This window comes from Streptomyces sp. NPDC031210 (assembly GCF_055570395.1).
The window spans coordinates 1-26,019 of record NZ_JBVIHH010000031.1; the positions used below are offsets into that span (position 1 = coordinate 1).

Sequence of the window (26,019 nt, forward strand, 5' to 3'; positions counted from 1 at the left end):
CCCCCCCCCCCCCCCCCCCCCCCCCCCCCCCCCCCCCCCCCCCCCCCCCCCCCCCCCCCCCCCCCCCCCCCCCCCCCCCCCCCCCCCCCCGCCCCTGGCCGCGCCGTCAGCGCCCGGACAGCTGCGCCAGCTTGCGCCCGGCCTTGAGGTACGCCGTGCCGGCCGCACCCGCCACCTTCTCGGCCAGCACCTCCGCCAGCGGCCGCACCGCGTCCGCCTCGGCGAGCACCACTGTCTCCTGCCCGGCCTCGCCCTCCACGACCAGCCGCAGCGCGTTCTGCTTCGCCAGCCGCCGCGCCGCCGACGCGCTCGGCGTGAACTCCAGCACCTTCGTCAGCACCGCCGCCACGCTCTCCGCGCCGTGCTCGGCGAGCTCGACGACCGGCAGGGACTCCACGTCGGCGAACGACTTCTTGGAGAACTGGGCGGTGAAACCGGCCCGGGCCGCCATCGCCGCGTCCAGCCCGTACAGCGCCGTGACGACCTCGCCCGCGAGGATCTTCTTGAGGTCCATCGGGTGCAGCGACCGGTCCGCGACCCGGGCCAGGACGAGCGTGATCTCCTCGTCCGTCCACTCCGTCCACGCCTTGAGGTACGGCTCCATCAGCCGGTCCGGCACCGACATGATCTTGCCGAACACCTCGTCGGCGGGCGCGCTCAGCCCGACGTAGTTGCCCTTGGACTTGGACATCTTGGCGCCGGTGCCGTCCGTGCCCTCGATCAGCGGCATGGTCACCACGAGCTGCGGCCGCTGCCCGCGCAGCTCCATCAGCTTGCGGCCCATCTGGAGGTTGAGGAGCTGGTCGGAACCGCCCAGCTCCACGTCGCACTCCAGCGCCACCGAGTCCAGACCCTGCGCGACGGGGTACAGCAGCTCCGTCATCGTCAGACCGGAGCCGGCCGCCAGCCGGTTGCGGAAGTCCTCGCGCTGGAGCAACTGCGAGGCCGGCACCTGCGAGAGCAGCGAGAGCAGCTCGGGGAAGGTGTACGGCGCCAGCCACTCGCTGTTCTGGCGGAAGCTGACCTTCTCGAAGTCGAAGAAGGGGCGCACCTGTTCGCGGTAGGTGGCGAGGTTGCGCGCGATGTCCTCGTCGGTCAGCGGCGGCCGCTCGGCCGTACGGCCCGACGGGTCGCCGATCTTGGCGGTGAAGTCACCGATGATCAGCGTGACGGCGTGGCCCAGCCGCTGGAACCGGCTGAGAACGATCAGTGGCACGGCGTGGCCCAGGTGGACATCGGTCGCCGTCGGGTCGATACCCAGCTTGATGTGCAGGCCGCCGCCCGCCGCGCGGCGCTCCTCGATCCGCTCGGCCAGCTTCTCCACGCCCGGCAGCACCTCGACCGTACGCGCCGCGATCAGCTCGGCCTGCTCCTTGGCGGGCAGGTCCGTCAGGTCGAGAGAGCGCCGCGCGCCCGTCTCCTGGAGCAGCTCCTGGACGGTGCCGTCCGAGGAGAGGTCGCGGGAGAGCAGGGTGGTGGCGCGGGCGACGGATTCGCCGAGGCGTGTCATGGCGTTCCTGATCGATCGTGGTTCCGGAAAGGGGAGGACAGGCGGACAGTCTATTAGCCCGCGGGCCGGTGATCGCCCGGCCGGACCCCGCGGGCACCGACCGGACCCCGCGGGCACCGACCGGGCGCACCGGCACCGGCACCGGCCCGGAAGCCGCGGGCTCCGGCCGGCCGGGCGCGCTCACACCCCCCGGCTGACCGAACTCATGTTGAAGTCCGGGATGCGCAGCGCGGGCATCGCCGCACGCGTGAAGTAGTCGTTCCACTCGCGCGGCAGAGTGCGCTCGGTACGGCCCGCCTCCATCGCCCGGGACAGCAGGTCCACCGGCGACTCGTTGAAGCGGAAGTTGTTGACCTCGCCGACCACCTCGCCCTTGTCGACCAGATAGACGCCGTCCCGGGTCAGGCCGGTCAGCAGCAGCGTCGCCGGATCGACCTCGCGGATGTACCACAGGCAGGTCAGCAGCAGGACCGGGCCGTCATGGCCGCTCGCCGCGGCCATCTCGTCCAGGGAGCGCGAACCACCACCCTCCAGAAGGAGGTTGTCGATGGCGGGCGCCACCGGGAGGCCGGTCAGGGCGGCGGTGTGCCGGGAGGTGGCCAGGCGGCTCAGGACGCCGTCGCGGATCCAGTCGGTGGCGGCCAGCGGCAGCCCGTTGTCGAAGACCGAGTCGTCGTCGCCGGAGGCGTGCGCCACCACGAACGGCGCGCACTCCAGGCCGGGCGCCCGCGGGTCGCTGCGCAGCGTCAGCGGCAGCGGGGACAGCCGCTCGCCCAGTCGGGTCCCGGCCCCGGGCCGGCCGGCCGCCTCGCCGTCGCCGGGCCTGGAGAAGACCGTACGGCCCTCCGCGGCGTCCCGGGCACCGGCGGACCACTGCTGGTAGATCATCAGGTCCGCGACGGCGGTCGGCGGCAGCAGCGTCTCGTACCGCCCGGCGGGCAGCTCGATCCGCCGCTCGGCCCAGCCCAGCCGCCGCGCCAGCTCGGCGTCCAGCTCGCGCGGGTCGACGTCGGTGAAGTCGCGAGTGGCGCGGCCCGTCCACGCCGAGCGGGACGGGACCGCTCCGGAGCCCGCCGACTTTCCCGGGCCCGGCGCTTTGGCGTTCAGCTCCAGCGTGCCGGTCGGCTGGTCGTGCCGCAGCCGCAGTCCGGCCGAGGAGCCCACGTAGGAGGTGACGACCCCGTGCTGGGCGAAGCCGTACAGCTCGCGACCGCCGGCGCGGGCCTGCCGGAACGCCTCGCCCAGCGCCGGCGCGAACGCCGCGAAGACCTCGGGGCCCGTCTCGTCGGGCGCGTCGGTGAAGCCGGGGGACATCGGCGAGCCGCCGACCAGCGGCTGGGCGTCCTCGGCCGGACCCGCGCCCCGGGCGGCGTCCTCGGCGGCCCGCACCAGCGGCTCCAGATCGTCCGCCGTGACCGCCGACCGCGACACCACGCCCGAGGCGGTGCCCCGCTTGCCGTCCACGAGCGCCACGACGGTCAGTGTCCGGCCGCGGGTGACGCCGTTGGTGGTGAGCGCGTTGGCCGCCCAGCGCAGATTGGCGCTGGAGTGCTCGTCGGCGATGACCACGCAGTCATCGGCCCGGGACAGGTCCAGGGCGCGCTCGACGATCTCGTGCGGAGTGGTGCGTCGAGGGCTCATCGGCCGGCCTCCTGCGTCGTGTTGAGGATGTTCACGCCTTCGAAGAGGGCCGAGGGGCAGCCGTGCGAGACGGCGGCGATCTGTCCCGGCTGGGCCTTGCCGCAGTTGAAGGCGCCGCCCAGGACGTAGGTCTGCGGGCCGCCCACCGCGCGCATCGAGCCCCAGAACTCGGTGGTGGTCGCCTGGTAGGCGACATCGCGCACCTGCCCGGCCAGCCGGCCGTTCTCGATCCGGAAGAACCGCTGGCCGGTGAACTGGAAGTTGTACCGCTGCATGTCGATCGACCAGGACCGGTCGCCGACGACGTAGATGCCGCGCTCGACGCCCGAGATCAGCTCCTCGGTCGACGGCCCGTCCGGCGCCGCCCGGAGCGAGACGTTCGCCATCCGCTGGAGCGGCACGTGCCCGGGGGAGTCCGCGTAGGCGCATCCGTTGGAGCGCGCGAAACCGGTCGACTTCGCGATGCCGCGGTCGAGTTGATAGCCGACCAGGACACCGTCGCGGATCAGGTCCCAGGACTGCCCGGCCACCCCCTCGTCGTCGTACCCGATCGTCGCCAGGCCGTGTTCGGCGGTCCGGTCGCCCGTCACGTTCATGATCTCGGACCCGTACGCGAGCGTGCCGAGCTGGTCGAAGGTGGCGAACGAGGTGCCCGCGTACGCCGCCTCGTAGCCCAGCGCCCGGTCCAGCTCGGTGGCGTGCCCGATCGACTCGTGGATCGTCAGCCACAGGTTGGAGGGGTCCACCACCAGGTCGTAGCGGCCCGCCTCGACGCCCGGCGCCCGCATCTTCTCCGCGAGGTGGTCCGGGATCCGCGCCAGCTCACCGTCCCAGTCGTAGTGGGCGCCCGTCAGGTACTCCCAGCCGCGCCCCACCGGAGGCGCGAGGGTGCGCATCGAGTCGAACCCGCCGCTCGCCGGGTCCACCGCGACGGCGGTCAACTGCGGATGCAGCCGCACCCGCTGCTGGGTCGTGCTGGTGCCCGCGGTGTCGGCGTAGAACTTGTTCTCCTGGACGGTCAGCAGCGACGCGTCCGCGTGCGCCACGCCCGGCGCCGCCAGCAGCCGCGCGCTCCACTCCGCCAGCAGATCGGTCTTGTCGGCGTCCGGCACCTCGAACGGGTTGATCTCGTACGCCGAGACCCAGGTCCGGTCCGGGTACGAGGGCTCCTCGGCCAGCTCCACCGGGCTCTGCGATCCGCCCGCCGCGCGCACCTTCGCCGACAGCTTCGCCATCGCCACCGCCTGGGAGGCCACCCGCGCCGCCGCGTCCATGGTCAGGTCCACCCCGGACGCGAACCCCCAGGCCCCGCCGTGCACCACCCGCACCGCGTATCCGAGGTCGGTGGTGTCCGAGGTCCCCGCGCTACGGGCGTCGCGCAGCCGCCAGGCCGCGCTGCGCACCCGCTCCAGGCGGAAGTCGGCGTGCGTGGCGCCCAGCGCGCGGGCCCGGGCCAGCGCGGCGTCGGCCAGGGCGTGCGTCGGCAGTGCCAGGAACGTTTCGTCAAGGGCATGGGGTGAAGCGGGCACGTGATCCTCCCGTAGTCGGCGCCTGCATCATCCCCTGCGCGCTACGCCCCGCCCAGAGGGCACCGGTCGCGGGGCGCGGCGCGTCGTGCCGCGAGAAGTCCGGCGAGGGGCCCGGCGAAGGTCCGGACCACAGGCCGGAGGGTGGGGCCGCGTAAGGGGCGCGGGGCGTGCTTCTGTCGGGACCCGACAGTGACCGGGGTGCGCGCCTGTCCGGGCTCGATTCCACGGAAGAGCCCCGTGACCGATAGTTTCGTACCGAACTCAGGACGGACAGGAAACGGAAAGGGTGATCTCTTGAGCCGCTCGGTTCTGGTCACCGGAGGTAACCGCGGCATTGGCCTCGCCATTGCCCGAGCCTTCGCCGAGGCAGGCGACCAGGTCGCCATCACCTACCGCTCGGGCGAACCCCCCGAGGGGTTTTTGGCCGTGAAGTGCGACATCACGGACAGCGAGCAGGTCGAGCAGGCATACAAGGAGATCGAGGAGAAGCAGGGCGCGGTCGAGGTGCTGGTGGCCAACGCCGGCGTCACCCGCGACCAGTTGCTGATGCGGATGTCCGAGGAGGACTTCACCTCGGTCGTCGAAACCAACCTCACCGGCACGTTCCGGGTGGTCAAGCGCGCCAACCGCGCGATGCTGCGCGCCCGTAAGGGACGGATCGTGCTGATCTCGTCCGTGGTGGGCCTCATGGGCGCCCCGGGCCAGGCCAACTACGCCGCCTCCAAGGCCGGCCTGGTGGGCTTCGCCCGCTCGCTCGCCCGGGAGCTGGGCAGCCGCAACATCACCGTCAACGTCGTCGCCCCCGGCTTCGTCGACACCGACATGACCCGGGTGCTCACCGACGAGCAGCGGGAGAACATCGTGAAGCAGGTCCCGCTCGCGCGTTACGCGCAGCCCGAGGAGATCGCCGCCTCGGTCCGCTTCCTGGCCTCCGAGGAGGCCGCGTACATCACCGGAGCCGTCATTCCTGTCGACGGCGGATTGGGCATGGGTCACTGATCAGCATGAGTGGAATCCTTGCAGGCAAGCGCATCCTGGTCACGGGGGTGCTCACCGAGTCCTCCATCGCCTTCCAGGCGGCCAAGGTCGCCCAGAACGAGGGCGCCGAGGTCATCCTCACCGGCTTCGGCCGGCTCTCTCTCGTCGAGCGGATCGCCAAGCGGCTGCCCAAGCCCGCCCCGGTCATCGAGCTGGACGTCACCAACCAGGAGCACCTGGACGGCCTCGCCGACAAGATCCGCGAGCACCAGGGCGACGGTGCGGGCCTCGACGGCATCGTGCACTCCATCGCCTTCGGCCCGCAGGGCGCCTTCAACTTCCTGGAGGCGAGCTGGGAGGACGTCAGCACCGCCGTCCAGGTCTCGGCGTACTCCTACAAGTCGCTGACCATGGCCTGCCTGCCGCTCATGGCGCACGGCGGCGCGGTCGTCGGCCTCACCTTCGACGCGCAGATCGCCTGGCCGAAGTACGACTGGATGGGCGTGGCCAAGGCGGCGCTGGAGGGCACCAACCGCTACCTCGCGCGCGACCTGGGCCCCAAGGGCATCCGCTGCAACCTGGTCTCGGCCGGGCCGATCAAGTCGATGGCCGCCAAGTCCATCCCCGGCTTCGAGGAGCTGGCGGACGTGTGGAACCACCGCGCCCCGATCGGCTGGGACCTGGCCGACCCGGAGCCGGCCGGCCGTGGCGTCGTCGGCATGCTGTCCGACTTCTTCCCGCGCACGACCGGTGAGATCGTGCACGTCGACGGCGGAGTGCACATGATGGGGGCCTGACGCCCGAAGCGCATCCGTACTGCCCGTCCCGGTCCGCCGGGGCGGGCAGAACGCGTTTTCGAGTCGAGAACCGGCGGCACCCGCCACACACTGGGGGAGGTGTCCGGGACCTTCCCGGCGCATCGTGGGGAGGAGGTACCGGCGTGCTGAAATCCCGACGCCGTACGGCAACCCTGACGATCACCCTGGCGGCGCTCCTGGGGGCCAGCGCACCGGCCGCCCGGGCCGTGCCACCCCCCGCGTCCGACGATCCGGAGGACGCGCCGCACGCGGAGTGCCGCACCAGAGTGGTGGGCAGCACCGGCATCGCCAACTGCTTCAACCCCAACGGCAACAACAGCCAGGTGCGGCTGCACATCGAATGCAAGCGGTGGTACGACCCGGACGTGGACACCCGCGCCGTGACGGTCGGCCCCGCCCAGCGCCTGACCCTCTCCGGCCGCTGCTGGCAGGAGATCGCCGACCTGTGGATCAGCCAGGCCCCATGAGGGCGGGCCGGGTCGGCCACGCGTCATCGGGCGGACCCGGTCAGCCGCGCTCCATGAGGGCGAGCCGGCAGCCGAAGGGATGCGCGCTCGCCTCGGCGGCGGCCAGATCGCCGTCACCCGCGCGGATCGCCTCCACCAGGCGCGCGTGGTCCATGTGCGCCTCGGGCCGCAGCACCGTGCCGACGTCGGCCCGCAGGAAGTCGCGCAGCACGCCGCCGAGGTCGGCGTAGATCTCCGCCAGCACCTCGTTGTGCGAGGCCGCCACGATCGCCATGTGCAGCGTCGCGTCCGCCTCTACGAAGGGCTCGGCCGCGCCGGACTCCCAGGCCGCCTCGCGCCGCAGTAGCAGCGCGTCGATCTGCCGCAGGTCCTGCGCGGTGCGGCGGCGTGCGGCGAGCCGGGCGGCCTCCGCTTCCAGGGCGCTGCGCAGCTCGGCGACGTGCCGGGGATCGGCGTCCGCGAACCGGCGGTTCATCACCCCGGCGAGCTCACTGGTGGCCACCACGTACGTGCCCGAGCCCTGCCGGATGTCGACCAGCCCGTTGTGCGCCAGCGCCCGGACGGCTTCCCGGACGGTGTTACGGGCCACCCCGAGCTGCTCGACGAGTTCCGGCTCGGTCGGGATGCGGGAGCCCACGGGCCACTCACCCGAGGTGATCTGGCCGCGCAGTTGCGCGATCACCTGGTCGGCCAGTGCGGACCGGCGGGGCGACGTCAGCGGCATGGCCGTGCTCCCAAGGTGTGCGGCGGGCGGAGGGCGGTGGCGCGGGCACCGGCCGGACCCGCCGGCCCGCGGCGCGGCCCGGGACGGCAGAGGCTACCGATAACGAGTGGACAGGCATTCATCCCATGATTCTATGATGGCCCGCATGGCAGACGAAGACCTCGCGACCCTCGGCCCCGCGGCCGAGCCCCCGACGACCCCACCAGCACGGCGCGACGACGGCGCCCGGCGGCCGGGAACGGCCGACGGAGGCGCCGACGGGACAGCCGCGGGGAACGGCGGCGAGGCCACCGGGCCGGCCGCCGCCCGCTGGCTGCCGCGCCTGGTGATCGCCGGCCTCGTCCTCGCCGCGCTCAACCTCCGGCCCGCCATCACCAGCCTCGGCGCCCTCCTGGAAGAGGTCCGCACCGGCCTCGGCATGAGCGGCACCGTCGCCGGGCTGCTCACCTCCGTACCGGCCCTGTGCTTCGCCGTCTTCGGCAGCGTCGCACCCCGCCTGGCCAGGCGCTGGGGACCGGGCGCCATCGTCTTCGCCGGCCTGATCGCGATAGCCGCCGGCGTCGCGGTCCGGCCGTTCGCCGGCGGCACCGCCGGCTTCCTCGCCGCCAGCGCGCTCGCCCTCGCGGGCATCGCCGTCAGCAACGTCCTGATGCCCGTCGTCATCAAGAGCTGGTTCCCCGACCGGGTCGGGGCGATGACCGGCCTGTACTCCATGGCCCTGGCGCTGGGCACCTCGCTCGCCGCGGCCCTCACCGTCCCCATGACCGCCGCGCTCGGCGGCGACTGGCGTACCGGTCTCGCGATGTGGGCGGCGCTCGCCGCCGTCGCCGTGGTGCCCTGGCTCGCGGTCGCCCTCCGGCAGCGCGCGGGCCGTACGCGGACCGCCCCGGACGCCGCCGAGCCCCCCGCGCGGGCGCCCGTACGGATCACGGCCTCGCCGACCGCCTGGGCGCTGGCCGTCTTCTTCGGCCTCCAGGCCACCGCCGCCTACGTCACCATGGGCTGGATGCCGCAGATCTTCCGCGACGCCGGGGTCTCCGCCGGCACCGCGGGCGTGCTGCTCGCCGTCACCATGGCGATGGGCGTACCGCTCTCCTTCGTCCTGCCGCGCCTGGCCTCGCGCATGCGCCACCAGGGGCCGCTCGCCGTGGTGCTGGGCCTGTGCGGCCTGGCCGGCTACGCCGGGCTGTGGCTGGCCCCGGCCGCCGGCTCCTGGGCCTGGGCACTGCTGATGGGCCTGTCCAACTGCGCCTTCCCGCTGGCGCTCACCATGATCGGAATGCGGTCGAGCAGCTCCGCCGGCGTCGTCAAGCTCTCCGCCTTCGCGCAGAGCGTCGGCTACCTGATCTCCCTCCCCGGACCGCTGCTGGTCGGCACTCTCTACCAGCACAGCGGCGGCTGGGGGCTGCCCCTCGCGCTGATGGCCGGGCTGATGGTGCCGCAGATCGTGATGGGCGTACTGGCCGGCCGGGACCGCCGGATCGAGGACGAGACCTGAGTGGGACACTGGGCGCATGCCAGTGCTCGAACCGAATCCGCAGGGCGGCCAGAAGAAGCTGCTCCTCGTCCTGGGCGCCATGCTCGCGCTGACCGTCGTCATCGGGATCATCGCGAGTATCGCCGCGCCGTGACCGGACCGGGGGAGCCCGGGACGGCCCGGCCCCTCACCGGAGCTCCCTCGCCCGGCTCCTCGGGACGGCCCCGCGGTGACCGCCCGCGCGCTTGTCACCCGGCAGGGGGCAGCCCGTCAACACCCCGCGCCCCGCGCCGTCTTTCATGCGAAGCTGGGACGCATGAGCGCCGATACACCCCGCCGGATTGTCCTCCTCCGCCACGCAAAGGCCGAATGGTCGGACGGCAGCGACCATGAGCGTCCGCTCGCCGACCGCGGCCGCATGGATGCGCCGGCCGCCGGCCGACGGCTGGCCGGAGCCGGGATCACGCCCGATCTGACCTTGTGTTCGACCGCCGTCCGCACCCGCGAGACGTGGAAGCTCTTCGTTTCCGAGCTCCCGCACCGTCCCAAGACGGTGTACGACGACCGGCTCTACGAAGCCTCGCTCGGCGAGCTCATCGCGCTGCTGAACGAGACCTCGGACGAGGTGCACGACCTGCTGGTGATCGGCCACAACCCGGGGATGCACGCCCTCGCCGACGCGCTCACGGGCCAGGCGGAGGGCGATCTGCTGGAGCGGATGAACCGCGGTGGGTTCCCGACCGCGGCGATGGCCGTGATCGCGTTCAACGGTTCGTGGAAGGCGGTCGAGCACGGCGTCGGCCGCCTGGTCGCCTACCTCCCGCCCCACGAGTGACACCAGTGAGCGGCGGCCGGCCCGACGGACGCTGACCCCGGCCCCGAGCGGACGGAAGGGCCCCGGCACCCGCCGGAGCCCTTCCCCTCGGTCGAAGCCCGTCACCGGGCGCCCGCGCGCCGCGTCACCCCAGGTGGGTGGCCGCGGCCTCCACCTCTTCGCGGGTGACGCCCAGCAGATACAGCACGGTGTCCAGGAACGGCACGTTCACCGCCGTGTGCGCCGCCTCGCGTACCACCGGCTTGGCGTTGAAGGCGACCCCGAGACCCGCCGTGTTCAGCATGTCCAGATCATTGGCGCCGTCGCCGATCGCGACGGTCTGCGCGAGCGGCACCCCGGCCTGCTGGGCGAAACTCCGCAGCAGCCGCGCCTTGCCGGCCCGGTCCACGATGTCACCGGTCACCCGCCCGGTGAGCTTGCCGTCGACGATCTCCAGCGTGTTGGCGGACGCGAAGTCCAGCCCCAGCTCTTCCTTGAGCGCGTCGGTGACCTGCGTGAAACCGCCCGAGACGACGCCGACTTGATAGCCGAGCCGCTTGAGGGTGCGCACCAGGGTGCGGGCCCCCGGAGTGAGCCGCACTTCCTTGCGCACGGCCTCCACCACGGACGCGTCGAGCCCGGCCAGCAGCTTCACGCGGGCGTGCAGCGACTGCTCGAAATCCAGCTCGCCGCGCATCGCGGCGGCGGTCACCTCGGCGACCTCGGCCTCGCACCCGGCGTGCGCCGCGAACAGCTCGATGACCTCGTCCTGGATGAGCGTGGAATCGACGTCCATGACGACCAGCCGCTGCGCTCGGCGCTGGAGCCCGGCCGCGACGACCGCCACGTCCACCCCCAGCTTCGCGGCCTCGGTGGCCAGGACGGTGCGCAGGACATCCGTCGCCGCACCGGAGACCGCGAACTCCACGGCCGTCACCGGATACTTCGCGAGCCGGAAGATACGGTCGATATTGCCGCCGGTCGACGTTATGGCCGCCGCTATGGCGGCGGTCGACTCCGCGGTGAGCGGGTGCCCCAGCACGGTGACGTGCGAGCGCCCGGTGCCGCGCGGACGGTTGTCGCCGCGGCCGGAGATGATCTCCGCCTGGAGGTGCAGCGATTCGGCCCAGTTGTGCACGGTGGCGCGCAGGTCGCCCTCGGCGGCACCGGTCGCGCCCTGGGTGGACGCGGGGACGGTGACCAGCGCGCACAGCACGATGCGTCCCCGGGTCACGACCTGCTCGATGTCCACGACATCGACGGAGTAGGCGGCGAGGGTGTCGAAGAGACCTGCGGTGATGCCGGGCCGGTCCTTCCCGAAGATCTTCACCAGAAGGGTCGGTACGTCATCGCCTGGGACGGCGGTGGCAGGCGGGGTCTGCGATGCGCTCATGGTGCTCTTACGGTAGCCGCCCGGCGAGCGCCCCCGTACAGGTGTCCGTGGTTCGGACCGGCACGTCCCCCGTATGCCTCCCGGCCTCCCGCCGCGGCCGGGGGCCCCGGCCGTCCCCTCCGATCGTTACCGACTCGTGTCCGCGCGCCCGGAGGCCCCGGGACGCGGTGCGGAACGGGGCGCCAACTCACCTGAAGAGCCACGGGGTTACGCGCGGCGGGTGCGCGCCACGGTTCCCGCCCGAGGCCCGCCGAGGGCCCCGGAGGGCGCCCCGGCCCCGGATCGCCGCCTCCCGCGCGCACCCAGGGTCGCGGGAACGTACGGCTATGCCCCCCTTCACCCTTGTTTCGCGGAGGCCGCGGCCCGCCGGGTGGGCTCCCGTACGTCCTGCCCTCGCAGGACGGCGGTCGGCGCCCCGGCGGAATCCCGGTCGGCCGGAATGGGCCTGTTCCACGGAAATCACCGTATCCGTGCCTTCTTCCCGCGCTCCGGGGTATTTCGGCCGGCCCCGTTCCGCCGCCGCGCCAAGGCCCCGGCCCCGTCCCGGTTTCCGGTCGGAGGGCCGAGCCTGAAATAGTTCCTCAGGATGTTCGCCATCCCTGGACTTCCCATACAGGGCGTCACTCGGGGGACTATGTAATGGGGCATGGAGTGCCTGAACTCGTACTGGAATTGAACGGAAGAACCTGGACGCTCGATCCGTCCCGGTCCTACAACGTGGGCCGTGACCCGCAGGGCGACATGGTCCTCGACGACGCCAGGGTCTCCTGGCGGCACGCCACCGTGCGGTGGGCCGGTCGCGGCTGGATCATCGAAGACCAGGGAAGCACCAACGGCACGTATGTGCAGGGCCAGCGGATCCACCAGATGGAGATCGGCCCCGGCTCGGTCGTGCATCTGGGCAACGCCACCGACGGTCCCCGGGTGAGCCTGTCGGCCGCCGGGGCGCCGGCCGCCGGTGCCTACAGCGCGCAGCCCGCGATGGCGCCGCCGCAGCAGGGCGCGCAGGGCTGGCAGGCGCCGCCCACCCACCAGGCGCCGCCGGCCCACCAGGCGCCCGTACAGCAGCCGCCGGCCCAGCAGCCGCCCGCCGCCCAGCAGGGCTGGCAGGCGCCCCCGCAGGGGCAGCAGCCGCCGTACGTCCCGCCGCAGCAGGCAGTGCCCCAGCAGCAGGCGCCGCAGCCCCAGGAGCGGCCGGCTCCGAACGCGGGCGGCCAGGCCCCGCCGGCGCACGGCGACCGGAGCCCGACGACCTTCCACCGCCTCGACACGGGCCGCGTGATGCGCATCGGCCGTGCGCTGGAGAACGAACTGGTCGTCTCCGACCTCCAGGTCTCCCGCAACCACGCCGAGTTCCGTGCCACCCCCGACGGCCGCTTCGAGATCCGTGACCTGGGCAGCCACAACGGCACCTACGTCAACGGCCAGCCGGTCCCCAAGTCCGGCACCGCCGTGATCGGCCCGAACGACATCATCGGCGTCGGCCACTCCACGTTCCGGCTGGTCGGCGACCGTCTGGAGGAGTTCGTCGACACCGGCGAGGTCTCCTTCTCGGCCCGCCACCTCACCGTCACCGTCGACGGCGGCAAGAAGATCCTCAAGGACGTCTCCTTCGGCGTCCCGGAGAAGTCGCTGATCGCCGTCATCGGCCCCTCCGGCTCCGGCAAGTCCACGCTGCTCAAGGCGCTGACCGGCTACCGCCCCGCCAACGAGGGCGACGTCCTCTACGACAACCGCAACCTCTACAAGCAGTTCGCCGAGCTGCGCCAGCGCATCGGTCTGGTCCCGCAGGACGACATCCTGCACAAGGAACTGACCGTCGCGAAGGCCCTCAAGTACGCCGCCAAGCTCCGCTTCCCCGGTGACACCGCGGAGTCCGAGCGCGAGGCCCGTATCAACGAGGTGCTGCGCGAGCTCAAGCTCGACATCCACAAGGACAAGAAGGTCACCTCGCTCTCCGGCGGCCAGCGCAAGCGCGTGTCGGTGGCCCTGGAGCTGCTCACCAAGCCGTCGCTGATCTTCCTGGACGAGCCGACCTCCGGCCTCGACCCGGGCATGGACCGCGACGTCATGCAACTGCTGCGCGGCCTCGCCGACGACGGCCGCACGGTCCTGGTCGTCACCCACTCGGTGGCCGAACTGGGTATCTGCGACAAGCTGTTGGTGATGGCGCCGGGCGGCGGCGTGGCCTACTTCGGCCCGCCCGCGGAAGCGCTGAACTTCTTCCAGTACGACACCTGGGCGGACGTCTTCTCGGCGTTCGAGAACTACCGCGACTACGACTGGATGGGCCGCTGGCGCGGTTCCCCGCACTACCAGATGTACGCGGCCGACATCGACGCGGTCGCCCCGCAGTCGGTCCAGGTCCAGTCGCCGCCGGCCCGGATGCAGAAGTCCCAGAGCTGGGGCTCGCAGCTCATGACGCTGATGCGGCGCTACGTCTCGGTGCTCGCCTCCGACCGCGGCTTCCTCGCCCTGATGGTGCTGCTGCCGGCCGTGCTCGGCGTGGTGTCGATGCTGATCCCCAGCGACTACGGCTTCGCGTACGGGCCGCCGGCCAAGCACCGCACGAACCGCGACGCGAGCACGATCATGCTGATCCTCGCGGTCGGCATGTGCTTCTCGGGCGCGGCCAACTCGGTCCGTGAGCTGATCAAGGAGCGGGTCATCTACGAGCGCGAACGGGCCACCGGCCTGTCGCGGTCGGCGTACCTGATGTCCAAGGTGATCGTGCTCGGCGTGGTCACGGCCATCCAGGGCGTGATCATCTCGGCGATCGGCTTCTCCACGCGGAACATGCCCGCCGAGGGCCTGCTGGTCAAGAACGCGCCGGCCATCGAGATGGCGCTGGCGGTCATCGCGCTCGGCTTCACCTCGATGATGTTCGGCCTGATCATCTCCTCGCTGGTCAAGACCGCCGAGAAGACCATGCCGCTGCTGGTCATGTTCGCCATCGTCCAGGTCGTCTTCACCGGCGTGCTCTTCCAGCTCTTCGACACCGTGGGCGTCGCACAGTTCTCCTGGCTGATGCCGTCGCGCTGGGCCGTCGCCGCGATGGGCGCGACCGCCGACATGAACACCCTGCTGCCGTGGGAGCTGGGCAACCCGGACCCGCTGTGGAAGCACCAGACCGGCGTCTACGTGATGGACATGGTCATCCTGATCAGCCTGGGCATCGGCCTGGCCTTCGTCGTCGCGCGACTGCTGCGCCGCCACGAGCCCGAGGTCATGCGCGAGTAGCGCACGCGGCACACACCTCCCTCGCGCCCCGGGCGCGCGGACCGCACGCCCGAGGGGCGGCACCCGGATCGGGTGCCGCCCCTCGGCGGTGTGCGCGATGAATCGCCAGTGGTGTCAGCCGGCGCCTCAGTAGGCGGAGTTGACGTTGTCGATCGAACCGTAGGTGTCGGCCGCGTAGTTGCAGGCCGCGACGATGTTCGCCACCGGGTCGTACAGGTCGTACGCGGTGCCCTCGACGTGGTACGCGTCGAACGTCGGCTGGATCACCTGGAGCAGGCCCTTGGACGGCACGCCGTTCTGGGCGTTGATGTCCCAGTTGTTGATGGCCATCGGGTTACCGCCCGACTCCCGCATGATGTTGCGGTGGATGCCGTCGTAGGAGCCGGGGATGTCGTGCTGGGCCATGATGTCCAGCGCCTCGCGGATCCAGCCGTCCAGGTTGTCGGCGTAGGTCTTCGGCGCGGGGGCGGCCGGGCGCGCGGCGGAGCGGCTGGCGGCCTGCTGTGCCACGCGCTCCCGCTCGGCCTTCGCCTCGGCCTCGGCCTTGGCCTTCGCGTCGGCCTTCGCCTTCGCCTCGGCGGCGGCCTTCTCCCGTGCGGCCTTCTCGGCGGCGGCCTTCTTCGCGGCCTCTTCCGCCCTGCCCTGCGCGGCGGAGTCGTCGGCCTGCCGGGTGATGGTGGCCCGCTGCGTCTCCGCGGCGCTGCCGACCGCGCTGAAGGCGGCCGGCTTCACGTTCTGGACGGCGGCCGTCTCGACCTTGCCCTCATCGGCGTCGGCACCCGGCACGAGGGCGAAGACCAGAGCGGCGGCACCGGCCGCCGAGACACCCGCGATGGAAAGCTTGCGAGTCCGGTTGACTCCAGAAAGAGCGTGTTTGGGCATGCGCAGTAGACCTCTTCCAATGGGGAACCGCCGCAAGGGCCTTGGGGGGCGTGATACGCCGAGTCCTGATCACGGCGCCGAGCGACGGGAGCCATTCTTAGCGGCCGGAAATTCACCCGGCAAAGGTGTGACGTACGATCCCGGTTAGTGGAACCCCGGGGTCCAGAAATGCGTCGGGGGTGGTCGCCACCCAGCTCACACCGGCTTTATGTGGCCACTAAGCGGGGTCGTAAGTGACCTGCGTCCTGTGGGCGGGGTCACAGAGGCAGGGGGTTTGTCTCGCGCCGTGTAATTGCAAACGCACAGCCTGTAGAGGTCGGGGCTCGGCCCCACCTTGGTCAGGCGCCTTTCCGGCGAAACGGGACACTTCGCAGCGCTCGCCTGGTCACCGCCCCGCTTGCCCGGCGCGCCACCGGCCCACGACGCCCGGTAGTAGCGATGCCCCGACTGTCCATATATAGCCGACCTGTCCTCTATGGCTGTGGTCTCCCTATATAGAGGGACCCGTCCCTCGCTGTCTTCGGGGCGGCCCCAGGGCGACGTCCGGCCTAGGCCGGTGGACCGAGGCCGCGGGCGCCGGTGGACCGATACGGGTGCCCCACGCCGCCGGTACGGTGAGGCCATGACCAACGGACCGGGGTCGGGGATCCCCGCGGTGAGCACCGCGATCCTGGCCATGAGCAGGCACCTTCAGGTGCGCGACGTCCTCAAGACGATCGTCGCCTCGGCGCGCGAGCTGCTGAACGCCGAGTACGCGGCCCTCGGAGTGCCCGACGACCACGGCGGCTTCGCGCAGTTCGTCGTGGACGGTGTCAGTGAGGAGCAGTGGAAGGCCATCGGCCCGCTGCCCCGCCAGCACGGCATCCTCGCCGCGATGCTGCACGGTGCCACACCCGAGCGCCTCGCGGACGTCCGCACCGACCCCCGCTTCGGCGGCTGGCCCGCCGCCCACCCGGACATGTCCGACTTCATCGGCCTGCCGGTCGCCGACGGCGACGAGATCCTCGGCGCCCTCTTCCTCGCCAACAAGCGCTGCGCCAAACCGCACGGCGGCTGCGGCTTCACCGAGGACGACGAACGACTGCTCGGCATCCTCGCCCAGCACGCCGCCATCGCCCTGACCAACGCGCGCCTGTACGAGCGCAGCCGCGAGCTGACCATCGCGGGGGAGCGCGCCCGCCTCGCCCACGAACTGCACGACGCGGTCGCCCAGAAGCTCTTCTCCCTCCGCCTGACCGCCCAGGCCGCCACCGCACTGGTCGACCGCGACCCGGCCCGCGCCAAGGACGAACTCCACCAGGTCGCCACGCTGGCCGCCGAGGCCGCCGACGAACTGCGCGCCGCCGTCGTCGAACTGCGGCCGGCCGCCCTGGACGAGGACGGCCTGGTCGCCACCCTGCGCTCCCAGGCGCAGGTCCTCGACCGTGCCCACACCGCACGCGTCACGTTCGCCGCGAGAGGCGTCCGGGCGCTGCCGGCGTCCCAGGAGGAGGCGCTGCTCCGCGTCGCCCAGGAAGCCCTGCACAACGCCCTGCGGCACTCCGGCGCCGCCCGCGTCGAGGTGACCCTTGCCCGCCACGGCCAGGGCGTGCTGCTGCGCGTCGCCGACGACGGCTGCGGCTTCGACACCGGCCTGGTGCGCCGGGCCGGCCGTCACCTCGGCCTGGTCTCGATGCGGGACCGCGCCGGTGGCGTCGGCGGAAAGCTCACCGTGGAGTCGGAGCCCGGCAAGGGCACCGCTGTCGAGATGGAGGTACCCGGTGGCTGACAAGGAGAGGGGCGACGCGAGGCGACTCCCGGCGGCCGGGACCCGGTCACCTGACGACCGGGCGATCCGCGTCCTGCTCGTCGACGACCACCAGGTCGTACGCCGCGGACTGCGCACCTTCCTGGAGGTCCAGGACGACATAGAGGTGGTGGGCGAGGCGTCCGACGGCGCCGAGGGTGTCGCCGCGACCGAACAACTGCGCCCGGACGTCGTCCTGATGGACGTCAAGATGCCCGGCATGGACGGCGTCGAGGCGCTGCGCAAGCTCCGCGAACTGGCCAACCCCGCACGGGTGTTGATCGTGACCAGCTTCACCGAACAGCGCACCGTCGTCCCCGCGCTGCGGGCGGGCGCGGCCGGCTACGTCTACAAGGACATCGACCCCGACGCGCTGGCCGGCGCCATCCGGTCCGTGCACGCCGGTCACATCCTGCTCCAGCCCGAGGTCGCCGGCGCCCTGCTCTCCCAGGAGGAGGGCAACAACGGCCAGGGGCGCGGCACTTCCCTCACCGAGCGGGAGCGCGAGGTGCTCGGGCTGATAGCGGACGGGCGCTCCAACCGCGAGATCGCCCGCGCGCTGGTGCTGTCGGAGAAGACGGTCAAGACCCATGTCTCCAACATCCTCATGAAGCTCGACCTCGCCGACCGGACCCAGGCCGCGCTGTGGGCCGTCCGGCACGGCATCGGAGACTGACCACAGCCCGAAGCGGAGTGTCGTCCTCCGGTGCGAGATTCATACTGTCGTGTAGACGTCGCCCATTTGGCGTATCTCCCTCCCGGCCCCTGCCGTTTCCCAGTGCAGTCGTGGCGGCTGGTCACGGCAACGGCAACGAGGAGCAAGAGAAGTGAAGAACATCAAGCGGGCAGCGGCGATCACGATGGCAGCGGGCGGCCTCGCCCTCGCGGGCGCCGGTGTCGCCTCGGCGCACAGCGCACCGCTGGCCCAGGGCACGGCCGTGGAGTCCCCCGGCATCGGCTCCGGCAACCTCGTCCAGGTCCCGGTGGAGGTCCCCGTGAACGCCTGCGGCAACACCGTCTCCATCGTCGGTGCCCTCAACCCCGTCTTCGGCAACCCCTGCCTGAACCACTGAGCGCAGGCTCGCCACCCGGCACACCCCGCCCGGCCCCGCAGGCAACCGCCCGCGGGGCCGGGCCCGTCGTGGCCCCGGTCCGACCGGCGCCGCTCACCTCACCCCCGCCGCTCCCGCTCCTCCAAAGCCGCGTTGTACGCCGCCACCTGCGCCCGCCGGGCCGTACGCTCCACCGGCCGCAGCACCTCGGCCCGGGCCGCGATCTCCGACGCGCTCACCGCCCCGCCGTGCTCCCCGCCGCCGCCCGCCCGCTCGGCGATCCCGACCAGCGCGCCCACCCGCTGCGCCAGCTCCAACACCCGCACCGCCCGGGGCGGGTAACCCGGCGCCAGCACCTGCCGCCCGGCCTCCGCCCGCGCGCGGTACGCCTCCAGCGCCGCCTCGGCGACCGGCCCGGACCCGGCCACGTCCAGCGACGAGAGCGCCTCGGTCGCCTCCCGCAGCGCCTGCGCCAGCTCCCGCTCCGCCTCGCCGAGCGAGGGCACATCGGCCGGCGGCCCCTCCCGCACCGGCAGGCAGTGCCAGAGAACCTCCACATGCACATCGGGCCCGGCGCCCCCCTCCGGCCCGGCCTCGTATATCTCCGGCACCAGCCCCACGGAGGCGCCCACGGCCAGCACCGCCTCCCCGGCCTCCAGCGCCCGCGCGTTGAATTCCGGCGGCCCGCTCAGCCCCAGCGGATGCCCGGGCGCCGGCAGCGCGACCCGCAGGCCGACCGCCCCCAGGGTGCGCAGCCGCCCCAGCGCGAGCGTCAGCCCGACCGGCGACGTCTCGCCGGGCAGGCCCTCCACGCGGTGCACCGCGTCGTCGTCCGCGATACGGTGCGCGGCTTCATCAGGTGAGACAAGTCCGGCCAAAAGGGCATTTCCCCACGAGGCCAGCAGTCCTGATCGAGGTTCATCGAGCATGGTCCCCAGCCTAGGGAACAGCACTGACATCGAGTGGCGTAGGTTTGCTGGGGGGATGCGCCGGCAGGCGCACGCGACGACCGAGAAGCAATGGGAGACAACGCGCTCATGAGCGATGTACTGGAGCTGGTGGACGTATCCGTGGTCCGCGATGGACGGGCTCTGGTGGACCAGGTCTCCTGGTCGGTGAAGGAGGGGGAGCGCTGGGTCATCCTCGGCCCCAACGGCGCCGGCAAAACCACCCTCCTGAACGTCGCCTCCAGTTATGTCTTCCCGAGCACCGGCACCGCCTCGATCCTGGGCGAGAAGCTCGGCCAGGTCGACGTCTTCGACCTGCGCCCCCGCATCGGCGTCGCCGGCATCGCCCTCGCCGACAAGCTCCCGCGCTCCCAGACCGTCCTCCAGACCGTGCTCACCGCCGCCTACGGCATGACCGCGAGCTGGCAGGAGAACTACGAGGACGTCGACGAGCAGCGCGCCCGCGCCTTCCTCGACCGCCTCGGCATGACCGCCTACCTCGACCGGAAGTTCGGCACCCTCTCCGAGGGCGAGCGCAAGCGCACCCTGATCGCCCGCGCGATGATGACCGACCCCGAGCTGCTCCTCCTCGACGAGCCGGCCGCCGGCCTCGACCTCGGCGGCCGCGAGGACCTGGTGCGCCGCCTGGGCCGCCTCGCCCGCGACCCGTACGCCCCCTCCATGATCATGGTCACCCACCATGTCGAGGAAATCGCCCCCGGCTTCACCCACGTGCTGATGATCCGCCAGGGCAAGGTGCTGGCCGCCGGCCCCCTCGACCTGGAGCTGACCTCCAGCAACCTCTCCCACTGCTTCGGCCTCCCGCTGATCGTCGAGCGCCGCGGCGACCGCTGGACCGCTCAGGGACTGCCCCTTTCCTGACCGATCGCACCCTGTCCCGGGCCGCTCCGCCGATCTACCATGAACCCGTGGATCCATGGGTGTGGTGGCTGATCGCCGCCGTAGGACTGGGTATTCCTCTCGTCGTGACCGCGATGCCCGAATTCGGGATGCTCGCGGTCGGCGCCGTCGCCGGTGCCGTCACCGCAGGACTCGGTGGCGGCACCGTCCCGCAATTCCTCGTGTTCGCCGCCGTATCGGTCGCCCTGATCGCGGTCGTACGCCCCCTCGCCAACCGCCACCGCGGCCAAAGCCCTCAACTCGCCTCCGGTGTCGACGCCCTCAGAGGCAAGAGCGCCACCGTCCTCGAACGCGTCGACTCCGCCGGCGGCCGCATCAAACTCGGCGGCGAGGTCTGGTCCGCCCGCGCCCTCGACACCGACCAGGTCTACGAACCGGGCCAACAGGTCGACGTCGTCGAGATCGAAGGCGCCACCGCGGTCGTCATCTGACCCGAACACGCTGCGCGACGACCCACGACTCTGAAAGACTGATCAACCGCCAAGCCGGTCGACGGCCGGCACGGACCAGCAACGAAGGGCACGGGAGCCGCTGTGGAACCGATCATCATCGTCCTGATCATCCTGGTGGTGCTCGTGTTCATCGCACTCATCAAGACGATCCAGGTCATCCCCCAGGCCAGCGCCGCCATCGTCGAACGCTTCGGCCGCTACACCCGCACGCTCAACGCCGGGTTGAACATCGTCGTCCCGTTCATCGACTCCATCCGCAACCGCATCGACCTCCGCGAGCAGGTCGTGCCGTTCCCGCCGCAGCCGGTGATCACCCAGGACAACCTCGTCGTCAACATCGACACGGTCATCTATTACCAAGTCACCGACGCCCGCGCCGCGACCTACGAAGTCGCCAGCTACATCCAGGCCATCGAGCAGCTCACCGTCACCACCCTGCGCAACATCATCGGCGGCATGGACCTGGAACGCACCCTTACCTCCCGCGAGGAGATCAACGCCGCACTGCGCGGCGTCCTGGACGAGGCCACCGGCAAGTGGGGCATCCGCGTCAACCGCGTCGAGCTCAAGGCCATCGAGCCGCCGACCTCCATCCAGGACTCGATGGAGAAGCAGATGCGCGCCGACCGCGACAAGCGCGCCGCCATCCTCCAGGCCGAAGGTGTCCGCCAGTCCCAGATCCTCACCGCCGAGGGCGAGAAGCAGTCCTCGATCCTGCGCGCCGAAGGTGACGCCAAGGCCGCGGCCCTGCGCGCCGAGGGCGAGGCCCAGGCGATCCGCGTCGTCTTCGAATCCATCCACGCCGGGGACCCCGACCAGAAGCTGCTGTCCTACCAGTACCTCCAGATGCTCCCCAAGATCGCCGAAGGCGACGCCAACAAGCTCTGGATCGTGCCCAGCGAGATCGGCGACGCCCTCAAGGGCCTGGGCGGCGCCCTCGGCAACTTCAACCCCGCGGGCGGCGGCAGCGGCCTCACCAAGCCCAGCACGCCCCACCGCGAGGCGCCCCCCATCGACTGACCCGACGCTCCCTGGTGCATGATCGGTCCCACACGCACCGATCATGCACGGGGGAGTGGGCATGACCCTCTGGGAAGCAGCCGCCGTCTTCGCCGCGGGCCTCGGCGCCGGCACGATCAACACCATCGTCGGCTCCGGCACCCTCATCACCTTCCCGGTGCTGCTGGCGGTCGGCCTGCCACCCCTCACGGCGAACGTCTCCAACACCCTCGGCCTGGTGCCCGGTTCGATCAGCGGCGCCATCGGCTACCGCCGCGAACTCACCGGCCAGCGCCGCCGCGTCCTGCGCTTCGGCGCCACCGCCCTCCTCGGCGGACTGGCCGGCGCCATCCTGCTCCTCGCCCTGCCCTCCGAAGCGTTCGCCGCGATCGTCCCCGCCCTGATCGCCGTCGCCCTCGTCCTGGTCGTCGTACAGCCCCGCCTCGCCGCCGCGCTCCGCGCCCGCCGCGACCACGACGGCACCACCGCACACCGCGACGGCGGCCTCCCCCTGCTGACCGGCCTGCTCCTCGCCAGCGCGTACGGCGGCTACTTCGGCGCCGCCCAGGGCGTCCTCTACCTCTCCCTGATGGGCCTGCTGCTCAACGACGACCTCCAGCGCGTCAACGCCCTCAAGAACGTCCTCGCCGCCCTCGTCAACGGCGTCGCGGCCCTCTTCTTCCTCTTCGTCGCCGACTTCGACTGGACCGCCGTCCTCCTCATCGCCGTCGGCTCGGCCCTCGGCGGCCAGATCGGCGCGACGGTGGGCCGGCGCCTGCCGCCCACCGTCCTGCGCGCCGTCATCGTCGCCGTCGGCCTCGCGGCGATCGTGCAACTCCTCCTCACCTGAGGCGAGTCAGGCCGCCGCCTCGGCTCCGGGCCCGGCCGCGGAAGCCAGCCACTCCGGCAGTTCCTCCCGCACCGACACCCCCAGCGCCGACAGCATCGCGTCCGCCGGCGTCGGCTCGAACGGCCGCCGCAGCAGCCGCATCCCCGCCTGCTCGGGCGTCCGGTCCGCCTTACGGTGATTGTCCTCCGCGCAACAGGCGACGGTGTTGAGCCAGGTGTCCCCGCCGCCGCGCGACCGCGGCACGACGTGGTCCACGGTCGTCGCCCGCCTGCCGCAGTACGCACAACGATGCTGGTCCCGCACCAGCACCCCCCGGCGCGACCACGGCGCCCGTCTTCGGAACGGCACCCGTACGTATCTGCTGAGCCTGATCACCCGCGGCACCGGCACATCCACCGAAGCGGCCCGGATCCGCAGCCCCGGATGCGCGTGCTCCACCACGGCCTTGTCCTGCATGACCAGCACCACCGCACGCCGCAGCGACACCGTCGACAACGGCTCGAAGCTCGCGTTGAGCACCAGCGTCTCGCGCATCCCGCCCACCTCCCGGACCCGTTCGCCCCCGTGGCGAAGTGGCTCCACTGTGCAGTGGGATCGATTCCCCCGACAACGCAATTTCCGCACCACAGAAGGTAAATGACGGGTGATCAGAAGATGAATTCGAGGTAATGGGCCCCAAGCTCAGACCCAGACCCGGCACCGGGCCGCTCCGTTCGCGCGCCGGGAAAGGTGCGCTCCGGATCCCGCCCCCGTGTGACACGCGGGACCCGGAGCGAACGACGGCCGGTGCGGACGCCCGAAAAGATCACGGACTCCGGCGAACGGCGGACGACACACCAGCGCCCCGCCGCTCCCGCCACTGCGGTACCGACCGACCGGCCACCCTGTGCGGGCCGCCGACCACGTACCACTCTGCGTGCGAGAAGCGCCGGGGCGCAACGGAATAAGCGGCCCTCAGCCCTCGGCCGGCACCTCGTACTCGGCGATGAGCTGAGCCCGGCCGATCGCGTGGAACCGCAGCGTGAATCCCACCACCGCGGGCGAGGCGTCCGCGTCGAGCCCGAGCGTGTCCTGGTCCACCGCGTAGACGGTGAACACATAACGGTGCGGACCATCCCCAGGCGGCGGCGCCGCGCCCCCGAAGTCCCGCGTGCCGTAGTCGTTACGGACATGCACGGCGCCCTCGGGCAACCCCTTCATGTCACCCGACCCGGCACCCGCCGGCAGCTCCGTCACCGACGCCGGGATGTCGAACAGCGACCAGTGCCAAAACCCACTGCCCGTCGGCGCGTCCGGGTCGAAGCAGGTGACGGCATAACTCTTCGTCCCCGACGGAGCACCCTCCCACCGCAAATGCGGCGAACGGTTCCCCGCGTCCTTGACCTGCTCCGGCCGCAGCGTCCCGCCCGGCTCCACCTCCTCGCTCACCACCGTGAACTCCGGTACCGGCGGATGGAATTCGTGCGGGAGCGGCCGCCGCTTCAGCTCGGACACCTCGACACCTCCTGATCGCTTGCTGACACCTTTCCGGCCAGGCTAGAGCCAGTTCCGCTTACCACCGACCTCGGCCAGCCACTGATTGAGGTATCCCGCCCAGTCGGTCCCCTGGAAGTCACCCAGACCGACGACGAACGACCGGTAGGAGTCCGTCCCCTCGCTGAACAGCCCCGGCTTCTTGTCCATCTCCAACACCACGTCCATCTCCCGGTCGTCGGCGACGAACGACAGCTCGACCTGGTTCAGCCCGCGGTACTGCTGCGGCGCGAAGAACTCGATCTCCTGGTAGAACGGCAGCCGCTGCCGCGTCCCCCGGATGTGCCCCTGCTCCAGGTCAGCGCCCTTGAACCGGAACCCGAGCCGCCCGAAGGCGTCCAGGATCGCCTGCTGCGCCGGCAGCGGATGCACGTTCACCGGGTCCAGGTCACCGGAGTCCACCGCACGCGCGATCTCCAGCTCCGTCGTCACCCCGACACTCATCCCGTGCAGGTGCTGCCCCATGAACGTCGTGATCGGCGTCTCCCACGGAATCTCCAGCCCGAACGGCACCGTGTGCACCGCCCCGGCCTGCACCTCGAACGCCCCGCCCAGCCGCAGCTTGGTGAACTCGATGTTCCGCTTGTACTCCTCCTCGCCGCCCTCGACCTCGACGCGCGCCTGCAGCCCGACCGACAACCCCTCGATCTGCTGCGCCACGGACCCGCCCTGGATCCGCACCTCTCCCTGTACGACACCGCCCGGGACGACGTTCTCCTCGAAGAGCACCGTCTCCACCGACGCGCCCCCGGCTCCCAAACTCGCCAGCAGCTTCTTGAACCCCATGCTCGTCCTCCCCAGGCGGAACGCCTGTGCTGTGTGTAGCTCGCCGAGGTCTCGGCTTGATTCCTACGAACGCGGAACGGCGCGGGCCGGTTCCACGGCCACACCTTCCCAATCACGACGTCCCCTGGCCAGCGGCCCGCCGAAACGGCTCCACTACCCTCGGAACGCATGACCGACGTACCGGACCGTATGCCGCTCACCCGCGAATTCTTCAACCGCCCCGTCCAGAACGTCGCCCCCGACCTCCTGGGGCGCACCCTCGTACGCCGCACCCCCGAGGGCACGATCGAACTCCGCCTGACCGAGGTCGAGGCGTACGACGGCGAGACGGACCCGGGCTCCCACGCCTACCGGGGCCGCACGGCCCGCAACGCCTCCATGTTCGGCCCGCCCGGCCACGCCTACGTCTACTTCATCTACGGCATGTGGTTCAGCCTCAACCTGGTCTGCGGCCCCGAGGGCAAGGCGAGCGGAGTCCTCCTGCGCGCCGGCGAGATCCTCACCGGCACCTCCCTGGCCGCCGGCCGCCGCCCCAAGGCCCGCAACACCCACGAGCTCGCCAAGGGCCCGGCCCGCCTGGCCACCGCCCTCGACATCGACCGCACGCTCAACGGCCTGGACCTCTGCGACGGCGACGCCCACCTCTCCGTCCTGCACGGCACCCCTGCGGACCCGGAGCAGGTGCGCAGCGGCCCCCGCACCGGCGTGGGCGGCGAGGGCGCCGACCACCCCTGGCGCTACTGGATCGCCGACGACCCGACCGTCAGCCGGTACCGCCCGCACGTCCCGCGCCGCCGCTCCCGGCAGCCCCTTGACTCTGACGCGCCGACCGCCTAACGTAGCCCGAGCCGCAAGAGACGGGCAGCGCTATCTGCGCGGACCGCCGGCGGCGCAACCAACTACTCGACATAGCTTCCCTTAACCGGGTCCTTTTGGCGACGCCAAATTCGATCCGGGCGCCTCGATTATGAGTCGTCAAGGAAAGCGGCTAAAGTGGTGACCACGCCGAAAGGCGCGAACAACCCTTCCGACGGACAATCGGATACCGAATTCGAACCGCCTGCGACTTCGCAGAGGAACGAATCGGATCTGATAGAGTCGGAAACGCGAAGAAGCCGAAAGGCAGAAACGCACCGGCGAAAATCAGGACCGCGAGGATCTGATAGAGTCGGAAACGCAAGACCGAAGGGAAGCGCCCGGAGAGCCTGGTGAAACAGGAT

General features: G+C 71.6%; 25 protein-coding genes. 15 read left to right on the top strand and 10 right to left on the bottom strand.

Going from position 1 to position 26,019, the window contains the following annotated elements:
- Positions 1 to 106: 106 nt before the first annotated feature.
- The 3 genes from tyrS to ACZ45Z_RS32940 form a co-directional block, all read right to left on the bottom strand.
- The gene (gene tyrS, locus ACZ45Z_RS32930; RefSeq protein WP_468370469.1) at positions 107 to 1,510 is read right to left on the bottom strand and encodes a tyrosine--tRNA ligase; all 1,404 of its coding nucleotides are present in this window, start codon (positions 1,508 to 1,510) and stop codon (positions 107 to 109) included.
- Between the two features lie 180 nt (positions 1,511 to 1,690).
- A complete protein-coding gene (locus ACZ45Z_RS32935) occupies positions 1,691 to 3,151 on the bottom strand; it encodes a metallopeptidase TldD-related protein (protein ID WP_468370474.1) in 1,461 nt (486 codons plus the stop codon).
- Positions 3,148 to 4,680 carry a TldD/PmbA family protein gene (locus ACZ45Z_RS32940; protein WP_468370477.1) on the bottom strand — a complete coding sequence of 511 codons (1,533 nt, stop codon included), beginning with the start codon at positions 4,678 to 4,680 and terminating at the stop codon, positions 3,148 to 3,150. Before ACZ45Z_RS32940 ends, ACZ45Z_RS32935 begins: the two co-directional genes overlap by 4 nt.
- 294 nt (positions 4,681 to 4,974) lie before the next feature.
- On the opposite strand from ACZ45Z_RS32940, the gene fabG reads away from it, so the two are divergent.
- The 3 genes from fabG (at position 4,975) to ACZ45Z_RS32955 (ending at position 6,943) form a co-directional block, all read left to right on the top strand.
- Positions 4,975 to 5,679 carry a 3-oxoacyl-[acyl-carrier-protein] reductase gene (gene fabG, locus ACZ45Z_RS32945; RefSeq protein WP_468370479.1) on the top strand — a complete coding sequence of 235 codons (705 nt, stop codon included), beginning with the start codon at positions 4,975 to 4,977 and terminating at the stop codon, positions 5,677 to 5,679.
- A 5-nt stretch (positions 5,680 to 5,684) separates the two neighbouring features.
- Positions 5,685 to 6,455, top strand: a complete 771-nt coding sequence (gene fabI, locus ACZ45Z_RS32950; RefSeq protein WP_468370482.1) for an enoyl-ACP reductase FabI — start codon at positions 5,685 to 5,687, stop codon at positions 6,453 to 6,455.
- A 143-nt stretch (positions 6,456 to 6,598) separates the two neighbouring features.
- On the top strand, positions 6,599 to 6,943 hold the full coding sequence (locus tag ACZ45Z_RS32955) for a hypothetical protein (RefSeq protein WP_468370486.1): 345 nt from the start codon (positions 6,599 to 6,601) through the stop codon (positions 6,941 to 6,943).
- Between the two features lie 40 nt (positions 6,944 to 6,983).
- On the opposite strand, the gene ACZ45Z_RS32960 is transcribed toward ACZ45Z_RS32955, so the two are convergent.
- Complete coding sequence (locus ACZ45Z_RS32960) at positions 6,984 to 7,667, bottom strand: FadR/GntR family transcriptional regulator (protein ID WP_468370489.1); 684 nt, start codon at positions 7,665 to 7,667, stop codon at positions 6,984 to 6,986.
- 145 nt (positions 7,668 to 7,812) lie between these two features.
- On the opposite strand from ACZ45Z_RS32960, the gene ACZ45Z_RS32965 reads away from it, so the two are divergent.
- The 3 genes from ACZ45Z_RS32965 (at position 7,813) to ACZ45Z_RS32975 (ending at position 9,979) form a co-directional block, all read left to right on the top strand.
- A complete protein-coding gene (locus tag ACZ45Z_RS32965) occupies positions 7,813 to 9,165 on the top strand; it encodes a CynX/NimT family MFS transporter (protein WP_468370492.1) in 1,353 nt (450 codons plus the stop codon).
- A 16-nt stretch (positions 9,166 to 9,181) separates the two neighbouring features.
- Complete coding sequence (locus ACZ45Z_RS32970; RefSeq protein WP_468370494.1) at positions 9,182 to 9,298, top strand: SGM_5486 family transporter-associated protein; 117 nt, start codon at positions 9,182 to 9,184, stop codon at positions 9,296 to 9,298.
- 162 nt (positions 9,299 to 9,460) lie between these two features.
- Positions 9,461 to 9,979 carry a SixA phosphatase family protein gene (locus tag ACZ45Z_RS32975; protein ID WP_468370497.1) on the top strand — a complete coding sequence of 173 codons (519 nt, stop codon included), beginning with the start codon at positions 9,461 to 9,463 and terminating at the stop codon, positions 9,977 to 9,979.
- A 124-nt stretch (positions 9,980 to 10,103) separates the two neighbouring features.
- Here ACZ45Z_RS32975 and serB read toward each other — a convergent pair whose 3' ends face one another.
- The gene (serB, locus tag ACZ45Z_RS32980; RefSeq protein WP_468370499.1) at positions 10,104 to 11,351 is read right to left on the bottom strand and encodes a phosphoserine phosphatase SerB; all 1,248 of its coding nucleotides are present in this window, start codon (positions 11,349 to 11,351) and stop codon (positions 10,104 to 10,106) included.
- 639 nt (positions 11,352 to 11,990) lie between these two features.
- Between serB and ACZ45Z_RS32985 the strand changes: the two genes are divergently transcribed.
- The gene (locus ACZ45Z_RS32985; protein WP_468370502.1) at positions 11,991 to 14,591 is read left to right on the top strand and encodes an ABC transporter ATP-binding protein/permease; all 2,601 of its coding nucleotides are present in this window, start codon (positions 11,991 to 11,993) and stop codon (positions 14,589 to 14,591) included.
- Positions 14,592 to 14,717: 126 nt separating this feature from the next.
- Here the strand turns inward: ACZ45Z_RS32985 and ACZ45Z_RS32990 are convergent, their stop codons facing one another.
- Entirely contained in the window at positions 14,718 to 15,473 is a 756-nt protein-coding gene (locus ACZ45Z_RS32990; protein ID WP_468370505.1) for a transglycosylase SLT domain-containing protein, read from the bottom strand.
- A gap of 622 nt (positions 15,474 to 16,095) precedes the next feature.
- Here ACZ45Z_RS32990 and ACZ45Z_RS32995 point away from each other — a divergent pair.
- The 3 genes from ACZ45Z_RS32995 (at position 16,096) to ACZ45Z_RS33005 (ending at position 18,332) form a co-directional block, all read left to right on the top strand.
- On the top strand, positions 16,096 to 17,241 hold the full coding sequence (locus tag ACZ45Z_RS32995) for a GAF domain-containing sensor histidine kinase (RefSeq protein ID WP_468370508.1): 1,146 nt from the start codon (positions 16,096 to 16,098) through the stop codon (positions 17,239 to 17,241).
- A gap of 64 nt (positions 17,242 to 17,305) precedes the next feature.
- Positions 17,306 to 17,935 (top strand): response regulator, encoded by a 630-nt coding sequence (locus ACZ45Z_RS33000; RefSeq protein WP_468370535.1) that lies wholly within the window; start codon positions 17,306 to 17,308, stop codon positions 17,933 to 17,935.
- A gap of 151 nt (positions 17,936 to 18,086) precedes the next feature.
- A complete protein-coding gene (locus ACZ45Z_RS33005) occupies positions 18,087 to 18,332 on the top strand; it encodes a chaplin (protein WP_468370510.1) in 246 nt (81 codons plus the stop codon).
- Positions 18,333 to 18,430: 98 nt separating this feature from the next.
- On the opposite strand, the gene ACZ45Z_RS33010 is transcribed toward ACZ45Z_RS33005, so the two are convergent.
- Positions 18,431 to 19,240, bottom strand: a complete 810-nt coding sequence (locus ACZ45Z_RS33010) for a hypothetical protein (RefSeq protein WP_468370512.1) — start codon at positions 19,238 to 19,240, stop codon at positions 18,431 to 18,433.
- 108 nt (positions 19,241 to 19,348) lie between these two features.
- Here ACZ45Z_RS33010 and ACZ45Z_RS33015 point away from each other — a divergent pair, with 108 nt between their 5' ends.
- The 4 genes from ACZ45Z_RS33015 to ACZ45Z_RS33030 all read left to right on the top strand — a co-directional run bounded on the left by ACZ45Z_RS33015 (position 19,349) and on the right by ACZ45Z_RS33030 (position 22,480).
- Positions 19,349 to 20,140, top strand: a complete 792-nt coding sequence (locus tag ACZ45Z_RS33015; RefSeq protein WP_468370515.1) for an ABC transporter ATP-binding protein — start codon at positions 19,349 to 19,351, stop codon at positions 20,138 to 20,140.
- 59 nt (positions 20,141 to 20,199) lie between these two features.
- Positions 20,200 to 20,610 carry an NfeD family protein gene (locus ACZ45Z_RS33020; protein WP_468370538.1) on the top strand — a complete coding sequence of 137 codons (411 nt, stop codon included), beginning with the start codon at positions 20,200 to 20,202 and terminating at the stop codon, positions 20,608 to 20,610.
- Between the two features lie 102 nt (positions 20,611 to 20,712).
- Positions 20,713 to 21,651 carry an SPFH domain-containing protein gene (locus tag ACZ45Z_RS33025; RefSeq protein ID WP_468370518.1) on the top strand — a complete coding sequence of 313 codons (939 nt, stop codon included), beginning with the start codon at positions 20,713 to 20,715 and terminating at the stop codon, positions 21,649 to 21,651.
- 61 nt (positions 21,652 to 21,712) lie between these two features.
- On the top strand, positions 21,713 to 22,480 hold the full coding sequence (locus tag ACZ45Z_RS33030; protein WP_468370520.1) for a sulfite exporter TauE/SafE family protein: 768 nt from the start codon (positions 21,713 to 21,715) through the stop codon (positions 22,478 to 22,480).
- Positions 22,481 to 22,486: 6 nt separating this feature from the next.
- Here ACZ45Z_RS33030 and ACZ45Z_RS33035 read toward each other — a convergent pair whose 3' ends face one another.
- The 3 genes from ACZ45Z_RS33035 to ACZ45Z_RS33045 all read right to left on the bottom strand — a co-directional run bounded on the left by ACZ45Z_RS33035 (position 22,487) and on the right by ACZ45Z_RS33045 (position 24,799).
- Positions 22,487 to 23,014: an HNH endonuclease gene (locus ACZ45Z_RS33035; RefSeq protein ID WP_468370523.1), complete on the bottom strand. Its 528-nt coding sequence runs from the start codon at positions 23,012 to 23,014 to the stop codon at positions 22,487 to 22,489.
- Between the two features lie 420 nt (positions 23,015 to 23,434).
- A complete protein-coding gene (locus tag ACZ45Z_RS33040; RefSeq protein ID WP_468370526.1) occupies positions 23,435 to 23,974 on the bottom strand; it encodes a YbhB/YbcL family Raf kinase inhibitor-like protein in 540 nt (179 codons plus the stop codon).
- Positions 23,975 to 24,016: 42 nt separating this feature from the next.
- Positions 24,017 to 24,799 (bottom strand): sporulation protein, encoded by a 783-nt coding sequence (locus ACZ45Z_RS33045; protein WP_468370529.1) that lies wholly within the window; start codon positions 24,797 to 24,799, stop codon positions 24,017 to 24,019.
- Between the two features lie 168 nt (positions 24,800 to 24,967).
- Between ACZ45Z_RS33045 and ACZ45Z_RS33050 the strand changes: the two genes are divergently transcribed.
- A complete protein-coding gene (locus ACZ45Z_RS33050) occupies positions 24,968 to 25,636 on the top strand; it encodes a DNA-3-methyladenine glycosylase (protein ID WP_468370532.1) in 669 nt (222 codons plus the stop codon).
- The last annotated feature ends 383 nt before the right edge of the window (positions 25,637 to 26,019 follow it).

What these genes read in the sequence shown, in the direction of transcription:
- ACZ45Z_RS32935 (WP_468370474.1), bottom strand. Translation starts at nt 3,151, where the DNA reads ATGAGCCCTCGACGCACCACTCCGCACGAGATCGTCGAGCGCGCCCTG.
- ACZ45Z_RS32965 (WP_468370492.1), top strand. Translation starts at nt 7,813, where the DNA reads ATGGCAGACGAAGACCTCGCGACCCTCGGCCCCGCGGCCGAGCCCCCG.
- ACZ45Z_RS33035 (WP_468370523.1), bottom strand. Translation starts at nt 23,014, where the DNA reads ATGCGCGAGACGCTGGTGCTCAACGCGAGCTTCGAGCCGTTGTCGACG.
- ACZ45Z_RS32995 (WP_468370508.1), top strand. Translation starts at nt 16,096, where the DNA reads ATGACCAACGGACCGGGGTCGGGGATCCCCGCGGTGAGCACCGCGATC.
- ACZ45Z_RS32960 (WP_468370489.1), bottom strand. Translation starts at nt 7,667, where the DNA reads ATGCCGCTGACGTCGCCCCGCCGGTCCGCACTGGCCGACCAGGTGATC.
- ACZ45Z_RS33015 (WP_468370515.1), top strand. Translation starts at nt 19,349, where the DNA reads ATGAGCGATGTACTGGAGCTGGTGGACGTATCCGTGGTCCGCGATGGA.
- ACZ45Z_RS32985 (WP_468370502.1), top strand. Translation starts at nt 11,991, where the DNA reads ATGGGGCATGGAGTGCCTGAACTCGTACTGGAATTGAACGGAAGAACC.
- ACZ45Z_RS33010 (WP_468370512.1), bottom strand. Translation starts at nt 19,240, where the DNA reads ATGCTCGATGAACCTCGATCAGGACTGCTGGCCTCGTGGGGAAATGCC.
- tyrS (WP_468370469.1), bottom strand. Translation starts at nt 1,510, where the DNA reads ATGACACGCCTCGGCGAATCCGTCGCCCGCGCCACCACCCTGCTCTCC.
- ACZ45Z_RS32970 (WP_468370494.1), top strand. Translation starts at nt 9,182, where the DNA reads ATGCCAGTGCTCGAACCGAATCCGCAGGGCGGCCAGAAGAAGCTGCTC.
- ACZ45Z_RS32975 (WP_468370497.1), top strand. Translation starts at nt 9,461, where the DNA reads ATGAGCGCCGATACACCCCGCCGGATTGTCCTCCTCCGCCACGCAAAG.
- ACZ45Z_RS33050 (WP_468370532.1), top strand. Translation starts at nt 24,968, where the DNA reads ATGACCGACGTACCGGACCGTATGCCGCTCACCCGCGAATTCTTCAAC.
- ACZ45Z_RS32990 (WP_468370505.1), bottom strand. Translation starts at nt 15,473, where the DNA reads ATGCCCAAACACGCTCTTTCTGGAGTCAACCGGACTCGCAAGCTTTCC.
- serB (WP_468370499.1), bottom strand. Translation starts at nt 11,351, where the DNA reads ATGAGCGCATCGCAGACCCCGCCTGCCACCGCCGTCCCAGGCGATGAC.
- ACZ45Z_RS33030 (WP_468370520.1), top strand. Translation starts at nt 21,713, where the DNA reads ATGACCCTCTGGGAAGCAGCCGCCGTCTTCGCCGCGGGCCTCGGCGCC.
- ACZ45Z_RS33045 (WP_468370529.1), bottom strand. Translation starts at nt 24,799, where the DNA reads ATGGGGTTCAAGAAGCTGCTGGCGAGTTTGGGAGCCGGGGGCGCGTCG.
- fabI (WP_468370482.1), top strand. Translation starts at nt 5,685, where the DNA reads ATGAGTGGAATCCTTGCAGGCAAGCGCATCCTGGTCACGGGGGTGCTC.